Here is an 18,047-nt window from a genome sequence, read left to right on the forward strand (position 1 = left end):
CCGGCATCCAGGGAGGATGCCGGGTTAATTCGTCAGTGCTTGAACATCACATGGCGCACGGTGGTGTAGTCCTCCAGCCCGTACATGGACATGTCCTTGCCATACCCGGACAGTTTCTGGCCGCCGTGGGGCATTTCGCTGACGAGCATGAAGTGGGTGTTCACCCAGGTGCAGCCGTACTGCAGGCGTGCGGCCAAGCGGTGGGCGCGTCCTACATCGGCGGTCCACACGGATGACGCCAGGCCGTAGTCCGAATCATTGGCCCAGCCCAGTACCTGTGCTTCATCAGTGAACTTGGTCACCGACACCACCGGCCCAAACACCTCACGGCGCACGATTTCGTCGTCCTGCTGTGCGTCGGCCAATACCGTCGGTTCAAAGAAGAAACCATTGCCTTCCACGGCCTTGCCACCGGTGACCAGGCGAATGTGCGACTGCGCCACGGCGCGTTCGACAAACCCGGCGACACGGTCGCGATGCTGCGCGGTAATCAATGGGCCCAGCTCGGTGGCCGGGTCATCCTGCAAGCCGTACTTGATACTGGCGACCGCCGCACCGAGCTTCTCGACAAACGCATCGTAGATATCCGCCTGCGCATAAATCCGGCAGGCCGCCGTGCAATCCTGACCGGCGTTGTAGAAACCAAAGGTACGAATACCGTCCACGGCGGCGTCGATGTCCGCGTCGTTGAAGATGATCACTGGCGCCTTGCCACCCAACTCCATGTGCATGCGCTTCACGCTGTCGGCGGTGCTGGAGATGATGTTTGCGCCGGTGGCGATGGAACCGGTCAACGACACCATGCGCACTTTCGGGTGGTTCACCAGCGGGCTGCCGACGGTTGGCCCACGGCCGAACACCAGGTTGAGTACACCGGCCGGGAAGATTTCAGCGGCCAATTCGACCATGCGTAGCGCGGTCAACGGGGTTTGCTCCGACGGCTTGAGCACCACGGTATTACCGGCGGCGAGGGCCGGGGCGATTTTCCAGGCGACCATCATCAGCGGGTAGTTCCACGGCGCGATGGAAGCAATCACCCCCACCGGATCGCGGCGGATCATCGAGGTGTGGCCGGGCAGGTATTCGCCGCCGGCCGAGCCGCTCATGCAACGGCTGGCGCCGGCAAAGAAGCGGAATACGTCGGCAATCGCTGGAATTTCATCGTTCAGGGCGGCGCTGTAGGGCTTGCCGCAGTTGTCTGATTCCAGCTTGGCCAGCTCTTCGCCGTGGGCCTCGATCACGTCCGCCAGTTTCAGCAGCAGCAGCGAACGGTCCTTGGGCGCGGTTTGCGACCAGCTTTCGAAAGCCGCATCGGCTGCGCGCACGGCGGCGTCGACCTGGGCTTCGCTGGCTTCGTTGATTTCCACCAGCACGCGGCCGAGCGCCGGGTTGAATACCGCCTGGGCCGGGCCTTCGCCCTCGACCAGTTGGCCATTGATCAGCAATTTGGTTTGCATCGCCATGTCCTCTTCAAACAATTATTTACCGCCACTACCGGCCACGCTTTCACCGCCGCGCGTCAGGTAATAGGCACCGAGAATCGGGAACATCGTCACCAGCATCACCAGCATCGCGACCACGTTGGTCACCGGCACATCCCGTGGGCGGCTCAGTTGGTTGAGCAGCCACAACGGCAAGGTGCGTTCGTGGCCGGCGGTGAAGGTGGTGACGATGATTTCGTCGAACGACAGCGCAAAGGCGAGCATGCCGCCGGCCAGCAGCGCCGAGCCCAGGTTGGGCATGATGATGTAGCGGAAGGTCTGCCAGCCGTCGGCGCCCAGGTCCATCGAGGCTTCGATCAAACTGTGGGAGGTACGGCGCAGGCGGGCGATGACGTTGTTGTAGACGATCACCACGCAAAAGGTCGCGTGGCCGACGATGATGGTGAACATCCCCGGCTCGATCCCGAGCGTCTTGAAAGTCGCCAGCAACGCGATACCGGTGATGATCCCCGGCAGCGCAATCGGCAGGATCAGCATCAATGACACGCCTTGCTTGCCAAAGAACTCACGGCGATACAGCGCCGCCGAGGCCAGGGTGCCGAGCACCATGGCGATCAGGGTAGCGATGGCCGCAATCTGCAACGACAGCTTGATCGCTTCCAGCACATCCGGCCGGGCGAAGGCCACGCTGAACCACTTCAACGTGAAGCCCTGTGGCGGGAAGCTGAACGCCGCTTCTTCTGTGTTGAAGGCGTAGAGGAAGATGATCAGGATCGGGAAGTGGAGAAAAACCAGTCCACCCCAAGCTGCGATCTTCAGACCCATGGAAGATTTTTCAGAGTGCATCGAAGGCCCCCAGGCGTTTGACGATGGACAGGTAAACCGCGATCAGCACGATGGGCACCAGGGTGAACGCCGCCGCCATGGGCATGTTGCCGATGGCGCCTTGCTGCGCGTAGACCATGCCGCCCACGAAGTAACCCGGCGGGCCCACCAGCTGCGGCACGATGAAGTCGCCCAGGGTCAGCGAGAAGGTGAAGATGGAGCCGGCGGCAATCCCCGGAATCGACAGCGGCAGGATCACCTGCATGAACGTCTGGCGCGGCTTGGCGCCCAAATCCGCCGACGCTTGCAGCAATGAGGGCGGCAAACGTTCCAGGGACGCCTGGATCGGCAGAATCATGAACGGCAGCCAGATGTAGACAAACACCATGAAGCGCCCCAGGTGCGAGGTGCTCAAGGTGCTGCCGCCCACGCCCGGAATGCCCAGCACGAACTGCAATACCGGCTCCAACCCCAGGTGCTGCACAAACCACTGCGCCACGCCGCCCTTGGCCAGCAGCAAGGTCCAGGCGTAGGCCTTGACGATGTAACTGGCCCACATCGGCATCATCACCGCGATGTAGAAGAACGCCTTGGTCTTGCCCGTGGTGTAGCGCGCCATGTAGTAGGCAATCGGAAAGGCGACGACGGCGCTGGCGATCGACACCACAATGGCCATGCTCAGGGTGCGCACGATGATGTCGAAGTTCGACGGCTGGAACAGCGCGGCGAAGTTAGCCAGGGTCAGGTCCGGGGTGACCGCCATGGTGAAGTCATCAAACGTATAGAAACCTTGCCACAGCAGGGTCAGCAACGAGCCGAGGTAGATCGCGCCGAACCAGATCAGCGGCGGCACCAGCAGCATCGCCAGGTAGAGGTTGGGCTTGCGGTACAGCAGGTTGGAAAACCTGCGCATCGGCGGTTGGGAAAGGGCCAGGCTCATGTCACACCTCGCCTGCGATATCGGTCAGCGGCACCATGGCTTCACGGGCCCAGCGCGCGGTGAGGGTTTGGCCGACCTGGTGGCCGGCGCTTGTGTCCAGCCACTGATTGTTGGCGCGGCTGATGTTCAGGGCCTGGCCGTTTTCCAGCTTCAGTTCATAGCGGGTGGCGCTGCCTTGGTACTGGATGTCGTGGAGCAAGCCGCTGATTTCCACTTCGCCAGCGCCCAGCGGGCCTTCGGCAAAGCGCACATGTTCCGGGCGGATTGAGAAGGGCTGTGGGTTGCCGCTTAGACGCTGGGCCAGCTCGCCACGAATCACGTTGGAGGTGCCGACAAACTCAGCGACGAACGACGTGGCCGGTTTCATATAGAGGTTGCGCGGGGTGTCGACTTGCTCGATGCGGCCTTTGTTGAACACGGCCACGCGGTCGGACATCGACAGCGCTTCGGTCTGGTCGTGGGTCACGAAGATAAAAGTGATGCCCAACTGGCGTTGCAGCTTTTTCAGCTCGCTTTGCATCTGCTCGCGCAGCTTGAGGTCGAGGGCACCCAGGGGTTCGTCCAGTAGCAGCACCCGTGGACGATTGACCAGGGCGCGGGCCAGGGCCACACGCTGGCGCTGGCCGCCGGAGAGTTGCACCGGCTTGCGGTCGCCGTAGCCGCCGAGGGCGACCATGGCCAGCGCCTCTTCGGCACGGTTCAGGCGTTCCGCCTTGCCCACGCCCTTGACCTTGAGGCCGTAGGCCACGTTGTCGCGCACATTCATATGGGGGAACAGCGCGTAATCCTGGAACACGGTGTTCACATCGCGCTGATAGGGCGGCAAGCCGGCGGCTTCCTCGCCATGGATACGGATCGAGCCTGCGCTCGGCTGCTCAAACCCGGCTATCAGGCGCAGGCAGGTGGTCTTGCCCGAGCCGGAAGGGCCGAGCATGGAAAAGAACTCGCCGTCCTGGATGTCGATGGAAACCCGGTCAACGGCTTTCACTTCGCCGAACTGACGGGAAACGTGGGTGAATTGGACTGCAAGCGTCATGGTGCGGTGCTCCGAAAAGGCGCGGGTCGTCGCAGCGGCCCGGCCTGGACTTCTGAAAAAACGAGGATGCATGGGTGCTGCGCTGAAACGGTCAAAATCGGGCTTTTGTGGTGAGCGGGCTTGCCCCGCGCAGGGCAAGCCTGCTCACCACAAGAAGCGGTCTCTGCAGAGACCTTTAGCGGCCGCCCATGATCGCGATGTAATCCTGGGTCCAGCGGCTGTAAGGCACGAACTTGCCGCCCTCAGCCTGCGGGGTTTTCCAGAAGGCGATCTTGTCGAACTGGTCGAAACCGTTGGTCTTGCAGCCTTCGGCGCCGAGCAACTCGCTTTCCTTACACGCCGCAGGCACTGCCGGCAACGAACCGAACCAGGCGGCAACGTCGCCCTGGACCTTCGGCTGCAGCGACCAATCCATCCACTTGTAGGCGCAGTTCGGGTGCTTGGCCTCGGTGTGCAGCATGGTGGTGTCGGCCCAGCCGGTGGCGCCTTCCTTTGGAATGGTCGAGGCAATCGGCTGTTTCTCGTTCTGCAGGCCGTTGACCTGATACGGCCAGGCGCTGGAGGCCACCACGCCTTCATTCTTGAAGTCACTCATTTGCACGGTGGTGTCGTGCCAGTAGCGGTGGATCAGCGGTTGTTGCGCGCGCAGCAATTCGAGCACGGCCTTGTACTGGGTTTCAGTCAGTTCATAGGGGTTCTGGATGCCCAGTTCCGGCTGGGTCGACTTGAGGTACAGCGCCGCGTCCGCGATGTAGATCGGGCCGTCATACGCCTGCACGCGACCTTTGTACGGCTTGCCGTCCGGCAGGTTCTGCGCTTCGAACAGCACATTCCAGCTGGTGGGCGCGGTCTTGAACACGTTGGTGTTGTACATCAACACGTTCGGGCCCCACTGGTAAGGGGTGCCATAGGTTTGCTGGCCGACTACGTACCACGGCGCATCTTTCAGGCGCGGGTCGATGTTCTTCCAGTTGGGGATCAGCGAGGTGTTGATCGGCTGCACACGTTTGCCGACGATCAGCCGCAACGACGCATCGCCCGACGCGGTGACCAGGTCATACCCGCCTTTGGCCATCAAACTGACCATTTCGTCAGAGGTGGCAGCGGTTTTCACGTTGACCTTGCAGCCGGTTTCCTTCTCGAAACCGCTGACCCAGTCGTAGGCCTTGTCGCTTTCGCCACGTTCGATATAGCCGGGCCAGGCGACGATATCCAACTGGCCTTCACCGGCGCCCACCGCTTTGAGCGGTTCGGCGGCCTGGAGGCTGGCGCTGGCCAGCAGTGCAGTGGTCAGGGCACTGAGCAGTGCGGTCTTGTGCGCAGACATGGGGGTTCCCTCTTCTTTAATTATGGTCGGGGCAGTAAAAGCAGTTGTAGGTGTTGTTTGTTGTTTTAGCGTAGCTCCTGGCTTCAAGCCGCAAGCTGCAAGAAAAAGCGCATCTGCGTTTACTTGTAGCTTGCAGCTAAAGCTCATTCCCGTGCCGGGCCATGATGTGCCTGACAACGCTATAGTCCTGCAGTGAATCACTCGAAAGATCCTTCCCATACCCCGAGCGCTTCAAGCCTCCGTGGGGCATTTCGCTGACCAGCATGAAATGGCTGTTGATCCAGGTGCAGCCGTATTGCAGGCGCGCCGCCACCTGCATGGCCTTGTCCAGGTTCTGGGTCCACACCGAGGAGGCCAGGCCGTATTCGGAGTCGTTGGCCCAGTCCACCGCCTGTTCCAGCTCATCGAAGCGGGTCACGGTGACCACCGGGCCGAACACTTCGCGCTGCACGATTTCATCGTTCTGTTTACACCCGGCGAGCAAGGTCGGCTGGTAATAGAAGCCCGCGCCGGAATGCACGGCGGCGCCGGTGATGCGTTCGATATGCGGCTGGCCGAGGGCACGTTCGACAAAACTGGCGACGCGGTCGCGCTGACGCGTGCTGATCAGCGGGCCGAGCTCATTGTCGGCATCGCGCTTGCCGGCAAAACGCAGGCTGCTGACCGCCGCGCCCAGCTCAGCCACCAGTTTGTCGTGGATCCCGGCCTGGGCGTAGATGCGGCACGCGGCGGTGCAGTCCTGGCCGGCGTTGTAATAGCCATAGGCGCGCACGCCCTCGACCACGGCTTGCAGGTCGGCGTCGTTGCACACGATCACCGGCGCCTTGCCTCCCAGTTCCAGGTGTGTGCGCTTGAGGGTTTTGGAGGCGGCTTGCAGGATTTTCTGCCCGGTGACGATATCGCCGGTCAGCGAGACCATGCGCACCTTGGGGTGACTGACCAAGTGACTGCCTACGCCTTCGCCGCCGCCACACAGAATGTTGATCACACCACGTGGCAGCAGCTCTTTAAGCACGGGCGCCAGGGCCAGGATCGACAGCGGCGTGTGTTCCGACGGTTTGAACACCAGGGTATTACCGGCAGCCAGGGCCGGGGCGATCTTCCACGCGGCCATCATCAACGGGTAGTTCCACGGCGCAATCGAGGCCACTACGCCAATCGGATCGCGACGCACCATGCTGGTGTAACCGGGCAGGTATTCACCGCTCAACTGCCCGGTCTGGCAACGCACGGCTCCGGCGAAGAAGCGGAATACATCGACGGTGGCACTCAAGTCATCCTGGCGGGCCAAGTGCAACGGCTTGCCGCAGTTCAGGGATTCGAGGCGGGCCAGGTAATCAGCTTGTTTTTCGATGGCGTCGGCGATGCCGAGCAGGATGTTCGAACGCTGCTGCGGCGTGGTGCGCGACCAGCCGGCAAAGGCGCGGTGGGCGGCGAGGATCGCGGTTTCGACCTGCTCTGTGCTGGCTTCGGCGATCTGAGTGAGCACTTCACCGGTGGCCGGGTTGAGGATCGGCTCGGCAAACCCCTGGCCCTGGACCAGTTCGCCGTCGATCAGCAACGCAGTGAGCAGCGGGGTGGGCGCGCCGGACATTTTTCGCGATCTCTTTTCTTGTGTGGCCATGGGCGTTCTCTTACAAGGCGCCTGACCTTCTCTTATGGGATGAACAGAGACTAGAGGTCAGGCGCGAGGTCAACAAATACTAAATACTGAATGCAGCATTCGATTAAATAGATGGCTTGCGCGGGTGCGGCTGTTCGCGGGCCACCGTCAGGAACGGGTCCACCAGCGCTGGGCGTGCGGTGCCACGGCGCCAGGCCAGGCCGACGTCGAGGGTCTGGCTGAGGTCGGCAATCGGCCGGGCTTCAATGATGTCGCCTTCCAGAGACCAAGGCCGGTAGGTCATGTCCGGCTGGATCGACACGCCGAGGCCCGCGGCCACCAGACTGCGCACGGCTTCGGTGGAGGCGGTGCGCAACGTCACGCGCGGTTGCAGGCCCGCGCCGGTCCACATGCGCTGGGCGTTGTGGCCCATTTCATCCACATTCAGCTGGATCAGCGGTTCACGCGCCACATCGGCCAGGTTGATGCTGTCGTGTTCCAGCAGTGGATGCTGTGCCGGTAGCCACAAGCGGTGCGGGGAGTGGGTGAGGACTTCGGTCTGCAGGGCGTGTCGGTCTTCGAGGTTGGAGAGGATCAGCACGCCCACATCGATTTCGCCACTGACCAGCAAATGCTCGATGTACGGGCGCTCATCCTCCATCACGCGGATTTCCACATTGGGGTAGGCGCGCTGGAATCGCGTCAGCAGGTCAGCGAGGTAATAACCGGCCACCAGGCTGGTCACACCGATGATCAGCTGCCCGGCTACCTGATCAGTGCTCTGTTGCAGGCTGCGTTTGGCGTTGTCGACGGTGGCAAGGATCAGGTGCGCCTGGCGCAGGAATTGATGGCCCTGGTGGGTCAGGGTCATGCCCTTGGCATGCCGGTTGAACAGGTTGACGCCGATTTCCTGCTCCAATTGCTGGATCGCCAGGGTCAGGGTGGACTGGGAAATGAACGCCGTCTGCGCGGCGGCAGAGATCGAGCCGGTCTCGGCCACGGCGATAAAATGCCGGATTTGACGCAAGGTCATCATGCTGGAATTACCAGTGGGGTGTTTTTATAGATTTGTTCGAGTGTATATCGATTTAAGCGAAGGGCGGCCGCGTTACATCTGGAAGCACTCTAGATCGAGGCTTTTTGGCACTTAGTTTTACGCTGGGGGCCTATTGGTCCTATGAACCCTAGTGTCTGGAGGCTACGAATGAATACCCGTGGATTGCTCGATCAGTTGCTCAAGTCTGGCCAGGACATGTTGCAAAACAAGGCTGGCGGCCAGCGTAAACAGGACGACAAAGGTGCACTGGGCGGTTTGCTCGGCGGTGGCGGCCTGGGCAGCCTGCTCGGTGGCGCGGGCGGCGGTGCCTTGGCGGCCGGCGCGATGGGCTTGCTGTTGGGTAACAAAAAAGCCCGCAAATTCGGCGGCAAAGCCCTGACCTACGGTGGTTTGGCCGCACTGGGCGTGATTGCCTACAAAGCCTATGGCAACTGGCAGGCCAGCCAAGCCAATGCGCCACAAGGCGAACCGCAGACCATCGACCGACTGCCACCGGCCCAGGTCGAGCAACACAGCCAAGGCATTCTCAAGGCACTGGTCGCCGCCGCCAAGGCTGACGGCCATGTGGATGAGCGCGAGCGTGCGCTGATCGAGGGCGAATTCACCAAGTTGGACAACGACCGCGAACTGCAAAGCTGGCTGCACGCCGAACTCAACAAACCCCTCGACCCGGCCGACGTAGCGCGGGCTGCCGGCACACCGGAAATGGCTGCAGAGATGTACATCGCCAGTGTGATGCTGGTGGATGAGGAAAACTTCATGGAAAAGGCCTACCTCGATGAGTTGGCCCGTCAACTGAAACTGGAGCCGGGTTTGAAGCTGGAGCTGGAAAAACAGGTGCGCCAAGCGGCGCTCTGAGCCCATCGCTTTATCGAAAACACCCCGGATGCCATAAAGGCCCGGGGTGTTTTTGCATTCTGTGAGCGTTACATCAAAACCCGTTGATAAATGAGGGCTTCTGCTCAGCTATACTCCCCGGCATTTGATCGGCCCTTCGAGGAATTACTGTGAAGAACTGGACCTTGCGCCAACGGATCTTGGCAAGCTTTGCGGTCATTATCGCCATCATGCTGTTAATGGTTGTGGTCTCCTATTCACGGTTGCTGAAGATCGAAACCAGCGAAGTCGCGGTGCGCGATGACGCGGTGCCGGGGGTCTATCTCAGTTCAATGATCCGTAGCGCCTGGGTCGACAGCTACCTGCAGACCCTTGAATTGCTGGGCCTGCGTGAGAACAAGCAACTGAGCGACGCTGATCGGGCGGAGTTCAAGTCCTTCGAAGCGCGCATCCTGCAGCAGATGAGCAATTACGATAAAACCATTGCCGGCAGTGAAGACCGTTCCGAGTTCGACAAATTCGAAGCCCTGCACCAGGCCTACAACAAGAGCCTGTCCACGGTGCTCGACAGCCTGCAACGCGGTGACCTGGCGGCCGCCCGCAAAGAGTTTGATACGCAGCTGACGCCGACCTGGACCGCAGGCCGCATGAAGCTCAACGACATCATCACCGAGAACAAGAACGTCGCCGACCGTGCGACCAACGCCATCGATGATGCGGTTTCCGCTGCTAAAATCAGCATGTTCGTATCGCTGGTCGTCGCCATCCTCGCCGCCGGCCTGTGTGGCCTGCTGCTGATGCGCGCGATCATGGCGCCGATGCAACGCATCGTCGATATCCTCGAAACCATGCGCGACGGCGACCTGAGCAAGCGCTTGAACCTGGAGCGCAAAGACGAATTCAATGCGGTGGAAACCGGCTTCAACGACATGATGACCGAGCTGACGGCCCTGGTATCCCAGGCCCAGCGTTCGTCGGTGCAGGTCACCACCTCGGTCACCGAGATTGCTGCCACGTCCAAGCAGCAACAGGCCACCGCCACTGAAACCGCTGCGACCACCACTGAAATCGGTGCCACCTCCCGCGAAATCGCGGCCACGTCCAAGGACCTGGTGCGCACCATGACCGAAGTGTCCACCGCCGCCGACCAGGCTTCGGTCGCCGCCGGTTCCGGCCAGCAAGGCCTGGCGCGCATGGAAGAAACCATGCACTCGGTGATGGGCGCGGCCGACCTGGTCAACGCCAAGCTGGCGATCCTCAATGAGAAGGCCGGCAACATCAACCAGGTGGTGGTGACCATCGTCAAGGTTGCCGACCAGACCAACCTGCTGTCGCTCAACGCGGCCATCGAGGCTGAGAAAGCCGGCGAGTACGGTCGCGGTTTTGCCGTGGTGGCCACCGAAGTGCGGCGACTGGCCGACCAGACGGCCGTGGCTACCTACGACATCGAGCAGATGGTGCGCGAGATCCAGTCGGCGGTGTCCGCTGGCGTGATGGGCATGGACAAGTTCTCCGAAGAAGTGCGTCGCGGCATGTTTGAAGTGCAGCAAGTCGGCGAGCAGCTGTCGCAGATCATTCATCAGGTCCAGGCCCTCGCGCCGCGGGTGTTGATGGTCAACGAAGGCATGCAGGCCCAGGCCACCGGTGCCGAGCAGATCAACCACGCCCTGGTGCAACTGGGCGATGCCAGCAGCCAGACCGTCGAGTCCCTGCGCCAGGCCAGCTTTGCCATTGATGAGCTGAGCCAGGTGGCGGTCGGTCTGCGCAGCGGCGTGTCGCGTTTCAAAGTCTGATGAGCGACCTCGCGGCTAAACGCGGCGCCGTCCCGGCAGCGAAAAAGGCGTTGTTCCTGGTGTTCCACATCGGCAACGAACGTTACGCCCTCAAGGCCACCGAAGTGGCCGAGGTGCTGCCGCGCCTGCCTTTGAAACCCATCGCCCATGCGCCGCTGTGGGTGGCGGGCATTTTTGCCCACCGTGGTGCACTGGTGCCGGTGATCGACCTCAGCGCCTTGACCTTCGGCACCGCCGCCCAGGCACGTACCAGCACGCGGCTGGTGCTGGTCAATTACCAGCCCGAGCCCTGGATTGAAGCGCGCTGGCTGGGACTGATCCTGGAGCAGGCCACCGACACGTTGCGTTGCGACCCGGCGGAGTTTCAGCCCTATGGCCTCGACAACCGCCAGGCGCCGTACCTGGGGCCGGTGCGTGAAGACGCGTTGGGCTTGATGCAATGGATCGGCGTGAATGACCTGCTCACCGATGAGGTGCGTGCCGTGCTGTTTTCTGCCGAGCTGAGCCTATGAGCAGCGATCCGCGTTTCTTTGCCTTCCTTAAAGAGCGCATCGGTCTGGATGTCGCGTCGGTGGGCGAAGCCATCATCGAACGCGCGTTGCGCCAGCGCAGCCAGGCCGTCAATGCGCAAACGGCCGGCGAGTACTGGCAGCACCTGCAAAGTTCCGAGGATGAGCAGCAGGCGCTGATCGAAGCGGTAATCGTCCCGGAAACCTGGTTTTTCCGGTACCCCGAATCATTTGCGACCCTGGCCCGCTTGGCCAAGGCGCGGCTGGTCGAAATCAAGCAGATGCGCGCACTGCGCATCCTCAGCCTGCCGTGCTCCACCGGTGAAGAACCTTATTCGATTGCCATGGCATTACTGGACGCTGGCCTCGCGCCGCACCAGTTCAAGGTGCTGGGCCTGGATGTCAGCCCGCTGTCGGTGGAGCGTGCGCGGCGCGGGGTGTATGGCAAGAACTCGTTTCGCGGTGGCGATATTGCCTTTCGCGACCGCCATTTCACCGAGTATGGCGACGGTTACCACATTGCCGACCGTGTGCGCGAACAGGTGCGTCTGCAGGTGGGCAACTTGCTTGATCCGGGCTTGCTGGCGAATGAGGCGAGCTACGACTTCGTGTTCTGCCGCAACCTGCTGATCTACTTCGACCAGCCGACGCAGAAGCAGGTTTTCGATGTGCTCAAGGGCCTGACCCATGTGGACGGCGTGCTGTTTATCGGCCCGGCCGAGGGCAGCTTGCTGGGGCGCCATGGCATGCGCTCAATTGGGGTGCCGCAGTCGTTTGCATTCAGTCGGCATGCCGAGCCGGTCATACCTGCGCCCGTGTTTGTGCCGATTGCCGCGCCTATCCCGCAACGCAGTGCGGCGCCGATTCCGAGCAAGCCACGGCCGTTCAGCACGGCCAGCGCTCAAGTGGTGCCGATCAAGGCGCCGCACACCGATGCGGGCGACCTGCTCAGCCGCATCGCCACCCTGGCCAATGAAGGCAAGAGTGCCGAAGCCCGCGCCGCGTGCGAGCAGTATTTGAGCAACCATCCGCCGGCTGCTCAGGTGTTCTACTGGCTCGGGTTGTTGAGTGATGTGGCCGGTAGTGCTCTGGAGGCCCAGGGTTATTATCGAAAAGCCTTGTACCTGGAACCCCAGCACCCGCAGGCCTTGATGCACCTGGCCGCGTTGCTCGAATCCCAGGGCGACAGTGCGGGAGCGCGCCGCTTGCAGGCGCGGGCTGCCCGTAGCGAGCGAGCTGACAGTGAGTCCAAACGATGAGTAACACCGAGGCGCTCGACACCGCAGGCCTGGACCTGACCCTGGCCGACACCCAAGCCATCGACGACTGCTGGAACCGCATCGGCATCCATGGCGACAAATCCTGCCCGCTGTTGGCAGACCATATCCATTGCCGCAACTGCTCGGTGTACTCGGCGGCAGCCACGCGCTTGCTGGACCGCTACGCCTTGCAGCAGGACGCGCATCGCCCGCATGCCGCTGTCGAGCTGGGCGAAGATGTGGTCACCCGTTCGTTGCTGATGTTCCGCCTCGGCGAAGAATGGCTGGGCATTGCCACCCGTTGCCTGGTGGAAGTCGCGCCGTTGCAACCGATACATTCCCTGCCGCACCAACGCTCGCGCGCCTTGCTCGGCGTGGCCAATGTGCGGGGTGCGCTGGTGGCGTGCCTGTCGCTGGTGGAACTGCTGGGCCTGGATGTCACCAGCAACGGCGCCAGCGGCGGCCGCATCATGCCGCGCATGCTGATCATTGCCGCACAGGATGGCCCGGTGGTGGTACCGGTGGATGAAGTCGACGGGATCCACGCCATCGATGAGCGCACCTTGAAGGCGGCTTCGGCCTCCGGCACCCAGGCCAGCGCGCGCTACACCCAAGGCGTGTTGCAGTGGAAAGGTCGCAGCCTGCGTTGGCTGGACGAGGTGCAATTGTTGTCCGCCGTGACCCGGAGCCTCACATGACCCCCGACCAGATGCGCGATGCCTCGCTGCTGGAGCTGTTCAGCCTGGAAGCCGACGCGCAGACCCAGGTGCTGAGCGCGGGCCTGCTGGCCCTGGAACGCAACCCGACCCAGGCCGATCAGCTTGAAGCCTGCATGCGCGCCGCTCACTCGCTCAAGGGTGCGGCGCGTATCGTCGGGGTCGACGCCGGGGTCAGCGTCTCCCATGTGATGGAAGATTGCCTGGTCAGCGCCCAGGAAAGCCGCCTGTACCTGCAACCCGAACATATTGATGCGTTGCTGCAAGGCACCGACCTGCTGATGCGCATCGCCACGCCCGGCAATAACGTGGGGCCGGCGGATATCGAAGCCTATGTGGCGTTGATGGAGCGCCTGTTGGACCCGTCCCAGGCGCCGGTCAAGCCTGTGGCGCCGCCGCCAGAGCCTGTACCTGTCGTTGAAGAACTGCCGCCGGAACCCGAGCCTGCGCCGCCGGTGGTTGCCGAGCCGCTGCGCCAGAACAAACGCATGACCGAAGGCGGCGAGCGCGTGCTGCGGGTAACCGCTGAGCGCTTGAACAGCCTCTTGGACCTGTCGAGCAAATCCTTGGTGGAAACCCAGCGGCTCAAGCCATATTTGGCCAGCCTGCAGCGCCTCAAGCGCATTCAAAACCAGAGCGTGCGGGCCCTGGATGCGCTGGACGGGCAACTCAAGACCCAAAATCTGAACCTGGAAGCTCAAGAGGCGCTGGCCGACACCCGCCGCCTGCTCAGCGAAGCCCAGGCCCTGCTGGCGGAAAAAACCGCCGAGCTGGACGAGTTTGGCTGGCAGGCCGGGCAGCGCGCCCAGGTGCTCTACGACACCGCTTTGGCCTGCCGCATGCGCCCGTTTGCCGATGTGCTGGCCGGGCAAGTGCGCATGGTGCGCGACCTTGGCCGCAGCCTCGGCAAACAGGTACGCCTGGAGATCGAGGGCGAAAAGACCCAGGTCGACCGTGATGTGCTGGAAAAACTCGAAGCGCCGCTCACCCATTTGTTGCGCAATGCGGTCGACCACGGCATCGAAATGCCTGAGCAACGCCTGCTCGCAGGCAAGCCGGCTGAAGGCCTGATCCGCCTGCGCGCGTCCCACCAGGCCGGCTTGCTGGTGCTGGAATTGAGCGATGACGGTAATGGCGTCGACCTGGAACGGCTGCGCGGCACCATCGTCGACCGGCATCTGTCGCCGCTGGAAACCGCCCTGCGCCTGAGCGAAGAAGAGTTGCTGACGTTCCTGTTCCTGCCGGGGTTCAGCCTGCGTGACAAGGTCACCGAAGTCTCCGGGCGCGGCGTCGGCCTGGACGCGGTGCAGCATATGGTTCGCCAACTGCGCGGCGCGGTGGTGCTGGAGCAGACGGCGGGGCAGGGCAGCCGCTTCCACCTGGAGGTGCCATTGACCCTGTCGGTGGTGCGCAGCCTGGTGGTGGAAGTCGGCGAAGAAGCCTACGCCTTTCCGCTGGCTCACATTGAGCGCATGTGCGACCTGGCGCCGGACGATATTGTGCAACTGGAAGGTCGCCAGCATTTCTGGCACGAAGGCCGGCACGTCGGCCTGGTTGCCGCCAGCCAGTTGTTGCAGCGTCCGGCGGGGCAGGGCCAGTCGGACACCTTGAAAGTCGTGGTGATCCGCGAGCGTGATGCGGTGTATGGGATTGCCGTGGAGCGATTTATCGGCGAGCGTACCCTGGTGGTGCTGCCGCTGGATGATCGCCTGGGCAAGGTCCAGGATATTTCCGCTGGCGCGTTGCTGGATGACGGCTCGGTGGTGCTGATCGTCGATGTCGAAGATATGCTGCGTTCGGTGGACAAACTGCTCAACACCGGCCGCCTGGAACGTATCGCGCGGCGTAGCCAACAAGCCACTGAGGCACCGCGTAAACGCGTGTTGGTGGTGGACGACTCGCTGACCGTGCGTGAACTGCAACGTAAATTGTTACTTAATCGTGGTTATGAAGTGGCCGTGGCGGTCGATGGCATGGACGGCTGGAACGCCTTGCGCTCCGAAGACTTTGACCTGTTGATCACTGATATTGATATGCCTCGTATGGACGGTATTGAATTGGTCACACTCTTGCGCCGAGACAGTCGCCTGCAATCGTTGCCGGTGATGGTGGTGTCCTACAAGGATCGCGAAGAAGACCGACGTCGTGGACTGGACGCCGGCGCCGACTATTATTTAGCCAAAGCCAGTTTCCATGATGATGCCCTGCTGGATGCCGTGGTGGAACTGATCGGAGGCGCGCGGGCATGAGGATTGCGATCGTCAATGACATGCCCCTGGCAGTGGAGGCCTTGCGCCGCGCCTTGAGCTTCGAGCCCGCGCATCAAGTCGTCTGGGTGGCCGCCAATGGCCTCGAAGCGGTGCAGCGCTGCGCTGAACTGACGCCGGACCTGATCCTGATGGACCTGATCATGCCGGTGATGGACGGCGTGGAAGCCACCCGCCAGATCATGGCCGAGACCCCGTGCGCCATTGTGATCGTGACCGTCGACCGTCAGGCCAACGTCAGCCGGGTATTTGAAGCCATGGGCCACGGCGCGTTGGACGTGGTGGACACACCGCCCCTGGGCGTGGGCAACCCCAAGGATGCGGCGGCGCCGCTGCTGCGCAAGATCCTCAATATCGGCTGGCTGATCGGCCAGCGCGGCAGCCGCGTACGTGCCGAAACCGTTGCGCCGCGAATGACCGGTAAACGCCAGAGCCTGGTGGCAATCGGTTCATCGGCCGGTGGTCCGGCTGCCCTGGAAATCCTGCTCAAGGGTTTGCCCCGGGACTTTCCCGCCGCCATTGTGCTGGTGCAGCATGTGGACCAAGTGTTCGCCGCCGGCATGGCCGAGTGGCTGGGCAGCGCTTCCGGCCTGCCGGTGCGCCTGGCCCGTGAAGGCGAGCCCCCGCAAAGCGGCGTGGTGCTGCTGGCCGGCACCAACCACCACATTCGTTTGCTGAAAAATGGCACGCTGGCCTATACCGCAGAGCCGGTGAACGAGATTTACCGGCCTTCGATCGACGTGTTTTTCGAAAGCGTGGCCAGCCATTGGAATGGCGATGCCGTCGGCGTGCTGCTGACCGGCATGGGGCGTGACGGGGCCCAGGGCCTCAAGTTGCTGCGTGAACAAGGTTATTTAACCATCGCCCAGGATCAGCAAAGCTCGGCGGTGTATGGCATGCCCAAAGCGGCGGCGGCAATTGATGCTGCTGTTGAAATTCGCCCACTGGATAGAATTGCGCCCCGATTGCTGGAGGTCTTTGCAAAATGAACATGACCTCCCGCGGTGCTGGCTGGCAGGTAGTAATTCAGGTGACTGCACATGAATGATTTACAGATCGACGACATCAAGACCGACGAAAATGCCGCCATGGTGTTGCTGGTCGACGACCAGGCCATGATCGGCGAAGCCGTGCGACGCGGCCTGGCCCATGAAGAAAATATCGACTTCCACTTCTGCGCCGATCCACACCAGGCGATTGCCCAGGCGATCCGCATCAAGCCGACCGTGATCCTGCAGGATCTGGTGATGCCGGGCCTCGACGGTCTGACCTTGGTGCGCGAATACCGCAATCATCCGGCCACCGCGAATATCCCGATTATCGTGCTGTCCACCAAAGAAGATCCGCTGATCAAGAGCGCGGCTTTTTCTGCAGGGGCCAATGATTACTTGGTCAAGCTGCCGGACAACATCGAATTGGTGGCGCGCATTCGCTATCACTCGCGGTCCTACATGACCCTGTTGCAGCGGGATGCGGCTTATCGTGCGCTGCGGGTCAGCCAGCAACAGTTGCTGGACACCAATCTGGTACTGCAACGGCTGATGAACTCTGATGGCCTGACCGGGCTGTCCAACCGTCGTCACTTTGATGAATACCTGGAGCTGGAGTGGCGTCGGGCCATGCGTGATCAGACTCAGTTGTCGTTGTTGATGATTGATGTGGATTTCTTCAAGACCTATAACGACAGTTTTGGGCACGTTGAGGGTGACGAAGCCTTGCGCAAGGTGGCGGCGACCATTCGTGAGGCCAGCAGTCGGCCTTCGGATTTGCCGGCGCGCTATGGAGGGGAGGAGTTTGCCCTGGTGCTGCCTAATACCTCGCCGGGCGGTGCGCGGTTGGTGGCTGAGAAGCTGCGCATGGCGGTGGCTGCGTTGAAGATTCCGCATAACGCGCCGACTGAGGGGTCGAGCCTGACGATTAGCATTGGGTTGTCGACCATGACGCCGCAGCAGGGGACGGATTGCCGGCAGGTGATCTTGGCGGCGGATAAGGGGTTGTATACGGCTAAGCATAATGGGCGGAATCAGGTGGGGATTGAGTAGGGCTGAGTGCTTCTGTGTACATATCCGTTGCTGCGGTCACGGCTGCTATTGGTTCCGCTCTTACAGCGGGTCACTTTTTGAAAAGCGCAAAAAGTAACCAAAAACGCTTCGCCCCAACACTCGGCACCTCGCTTAGGCTCGGTGTGCCCTCACTCCGGCTTTGGAGCGTGGGCCGCCGCGATGGGCCATCCTTGGCCCAGCGCGGCTAACCCGGCGTCCTGCCGGGTTACCCACGGATTCAAGCCTGCGTTCGGCCAGCGTGTTTGACGGGGCGCCTAAGATCAAAAGCAGAAGCAAGAGCGTGGCGGCCTTAGAGCCGACCGGTATTGTTTGGTCTAACTCGGTAAAATGTGGGAGCAACTGTCTTTGAGGATTTATTTTCAAAATAATCCTT

Annotated in this window: 15 protein-coding genes; 8 read left to right on the forward strand and 7 right to left on the reverse strand. The window is 62.0% G+C overall.

Annotated features, from left to right (window positions below; translation table 11 throughout):
* Window positions 1-32 precede the first annotated feature (32 nt).
* From H096_RS16275 to H096_RS16305, 7 genes are all read right to left on the reverse strand, one after another.
* Window positions 33-1,457, reverse strand: coding sequence for a gamma-aminobutyraldehyde dehydrogenase (locus H096_RS16275; RefSeq protein WP_033900006.1), 1,425 nt, complete (start codon window positions 1,455-1,457; stop codon window positions 33-35).
* A 21-nt stretch (window positions 1,458-1,478) separates the two neighbouring features.
* Window positions 1,479-2,288, reverse strand: a complete 810-nt coding sequence (locus H096_RS16280; protein ID WP_012722540.1) for an ABC transporter permease — start codon at window positions 2,286-2,288, stop codon at window positions 1,479-1,481.
* Entirely contained in the window at window positions 2,278-3,207 is a 930-nt protein-coding gene (locus H096_RS16285; RefSeq protein WP_016977918.1) for an ABC transporter permease, read from the reverse strand. The genes H096_RS16280 and H096_RS16285 overlap by 11 nt, the downstream gene beginning before the upstream one ends.
* Before the next feature lies 1 nt (window position 3,208).
* Window positions 3,209-4,243: an ABC transporter ATP-binding protein gene (locus H096_RS16290; RefSeq protein WP_033899948.1), complete on the reverse strand. Its 1,035-nt coding sequence runs from the start codon at window positions 4,241-4,243 to the stop codon at window positions 3,209-3,211.
* A 175-nt stretch (window positions 4,244-4,418) separates the two neighbouring features.
* Window positions 4,419-5,570 carry a putative ABC transporter substrate-binding protein YdcS gene (ydcS, locus tag H096_RS16295; RefSeq protein WP_033899951.1) on the reverse strand — a complete coding sequence of 384 codons (1,152 nt, stop codon included), beginning with the start codon at window positions 5,568-5,570 and terminating at the stop codon, window positions 4,419-4,421.
* A 136-nt stretch (window positions 5,571-5,706) separates the two neighbouring features.
* Complete coding sequence (locus H096_RS16300) at window positions 5,707-7,164, reverse strand: gamma-aminobutyraldehyde dehydrogenase (RefSeq protein ID WP_033899952.1); 1,458 nt, start codon at window positions 7,162-7,164, stop codon at window positions 5,707-5,709.
* A 133-nt stretch (window positions 7,165-7,297) separates the two neighbouring features.
* A complete protein-coding gene (locus tag H096_RS16305; RefSeq protein WP_003209548.1) occupies window positions 7,298-8,209 on the reverse strand; it encodes a LysR family transcriptional regulator in 912 nt (303 codons plus the stop codon).
* 168 nt (window positions 8,210-8,377) lie between these two features.
* Between H096_RS16305 and H096_RS16310 the strand changes: the two genes are divergently transcribed.
* From H096_RS16310 to H096_RS16345, 8 genes are all read left to right on the forward strand, one after another.
* On the forward strand, window positions 8,378-9,088 hold the full coding sequence (locus H096_RS16310) for a tellurite resistance TerB family protein (protein ID WP_033899955.1): 711 nt from the start codon (window positions 8,378-8,380) through the stop codon (window positions 9,086-9,088).
* 149 nt (window positions 9,089-9,237) lie between these two features.
* Complete coding sequence (locus tag H096_RS16315) at window positions 9,238-10,860, forward strand: methyl-accepting chemotaxis protein (RefSeq protein WP_033899957.1); 1,623 nt, start codon at window positions 9,238-9,240, stop codon at window positions 10,858-10,860.
* Window positions 10,860-11,372: a chemotaxis protein CheW gene (locus H096_RS16320; RefSeq protein ID WP_033899959.1), complete on the forward strand. Its 513-nt coding sequence runs from the start codon at window positions 10,860-10,862 to the stop codon at window positions 11,370-11,372. Before H096_RS16315 ends, H096_RS16320 begins: the two co-directional genes overlap by 1 nt.
* The gene (locus H096_RS16325) at window positions 11,369-12,628 is read left to right on the forward strand and encodes a protein-glutamate O-methyltransferase CheR (RefSeq protein WP_033899962.1); all 1,260 of its coding nucleotides are present in this window, start codon (window positions 11,369-11,371) and stop codon (window positions 12,626-12,628) included. Before H096_RS16320 ends, H096_RS16325 begins: the two co-directional genes overlap by 4 nt.
* On the forward strand, window positions 12,625-13,326 hold the full coding sequence (locus H096_RS16330) for a chemotaxis protein CheW (protein WP_033899964.1): 702 nt from the start codon (window positions 12,625-12,627) through the stop codon (window positions 13,324-13,326). The genes H096_RS16325 and H096_RS16330 overlap by 4 nt, the downstream gene beginning before the upstream one ends.
* Window positions 13,323-15,593 (forward strand): hybrid sensor histidine kinase/response regulator, encoded by a 2,271-nt coding sequence (locus H096_RS16335; RefSeq protein ID WP_033899966.1) that lies wholly within the window; start codon window positions 13,323-13,325, stop codon window positions 15,591-15,593. Before H096_RS16330 ends, H096_RS16335 begins: the two co-directional genes overlap by 4 nt.
* The gene (locus tag H096_RS16340) at window positions 15,590-16,600 is read left to right on the forward strand and encodes a chemotaxis response regulator protein-glutamate methylesterase (RefSeq protein ID WP_033899968.1); all 1,011 of its coding nucleotides are present in this window, start codon (window positions 15,590-15,592) and stop codon (window positions 16,598-16,600) included. The genes H096_RS16335 and H096_RS16340 overlap by 4 nt, the downstream gene beginning before the upstream one ends.
* A gap of 51 nt (window positions 16,601-16,651) precedes the next feature.
* Window positions 16,652-17,653, forward strand: a complete 1,002-nt coding sequence (locus tag H096_RS16345; RefSeq protein WP_033899969.1) for a diguanylate cyclase — start codon at window positions 16,652-16,654, stop codon at window positions 17,651-17,653.
* The last annotated feature ends 394 nt before the right edge of the window (window positions 17,654-18,047 follow it).

Source organism: Pseudomonas sp. FH1 (genome assembly GCF_000510895.2).
Taxonomy (GTDB): domain Bacteria; phylum Pseudomonadota; class Gammaproteobacteria; order Pseudomonadales; family Pseudomonadaceae; genus Aquipseudomonas; species Aquipseudomonas azotoformans_A.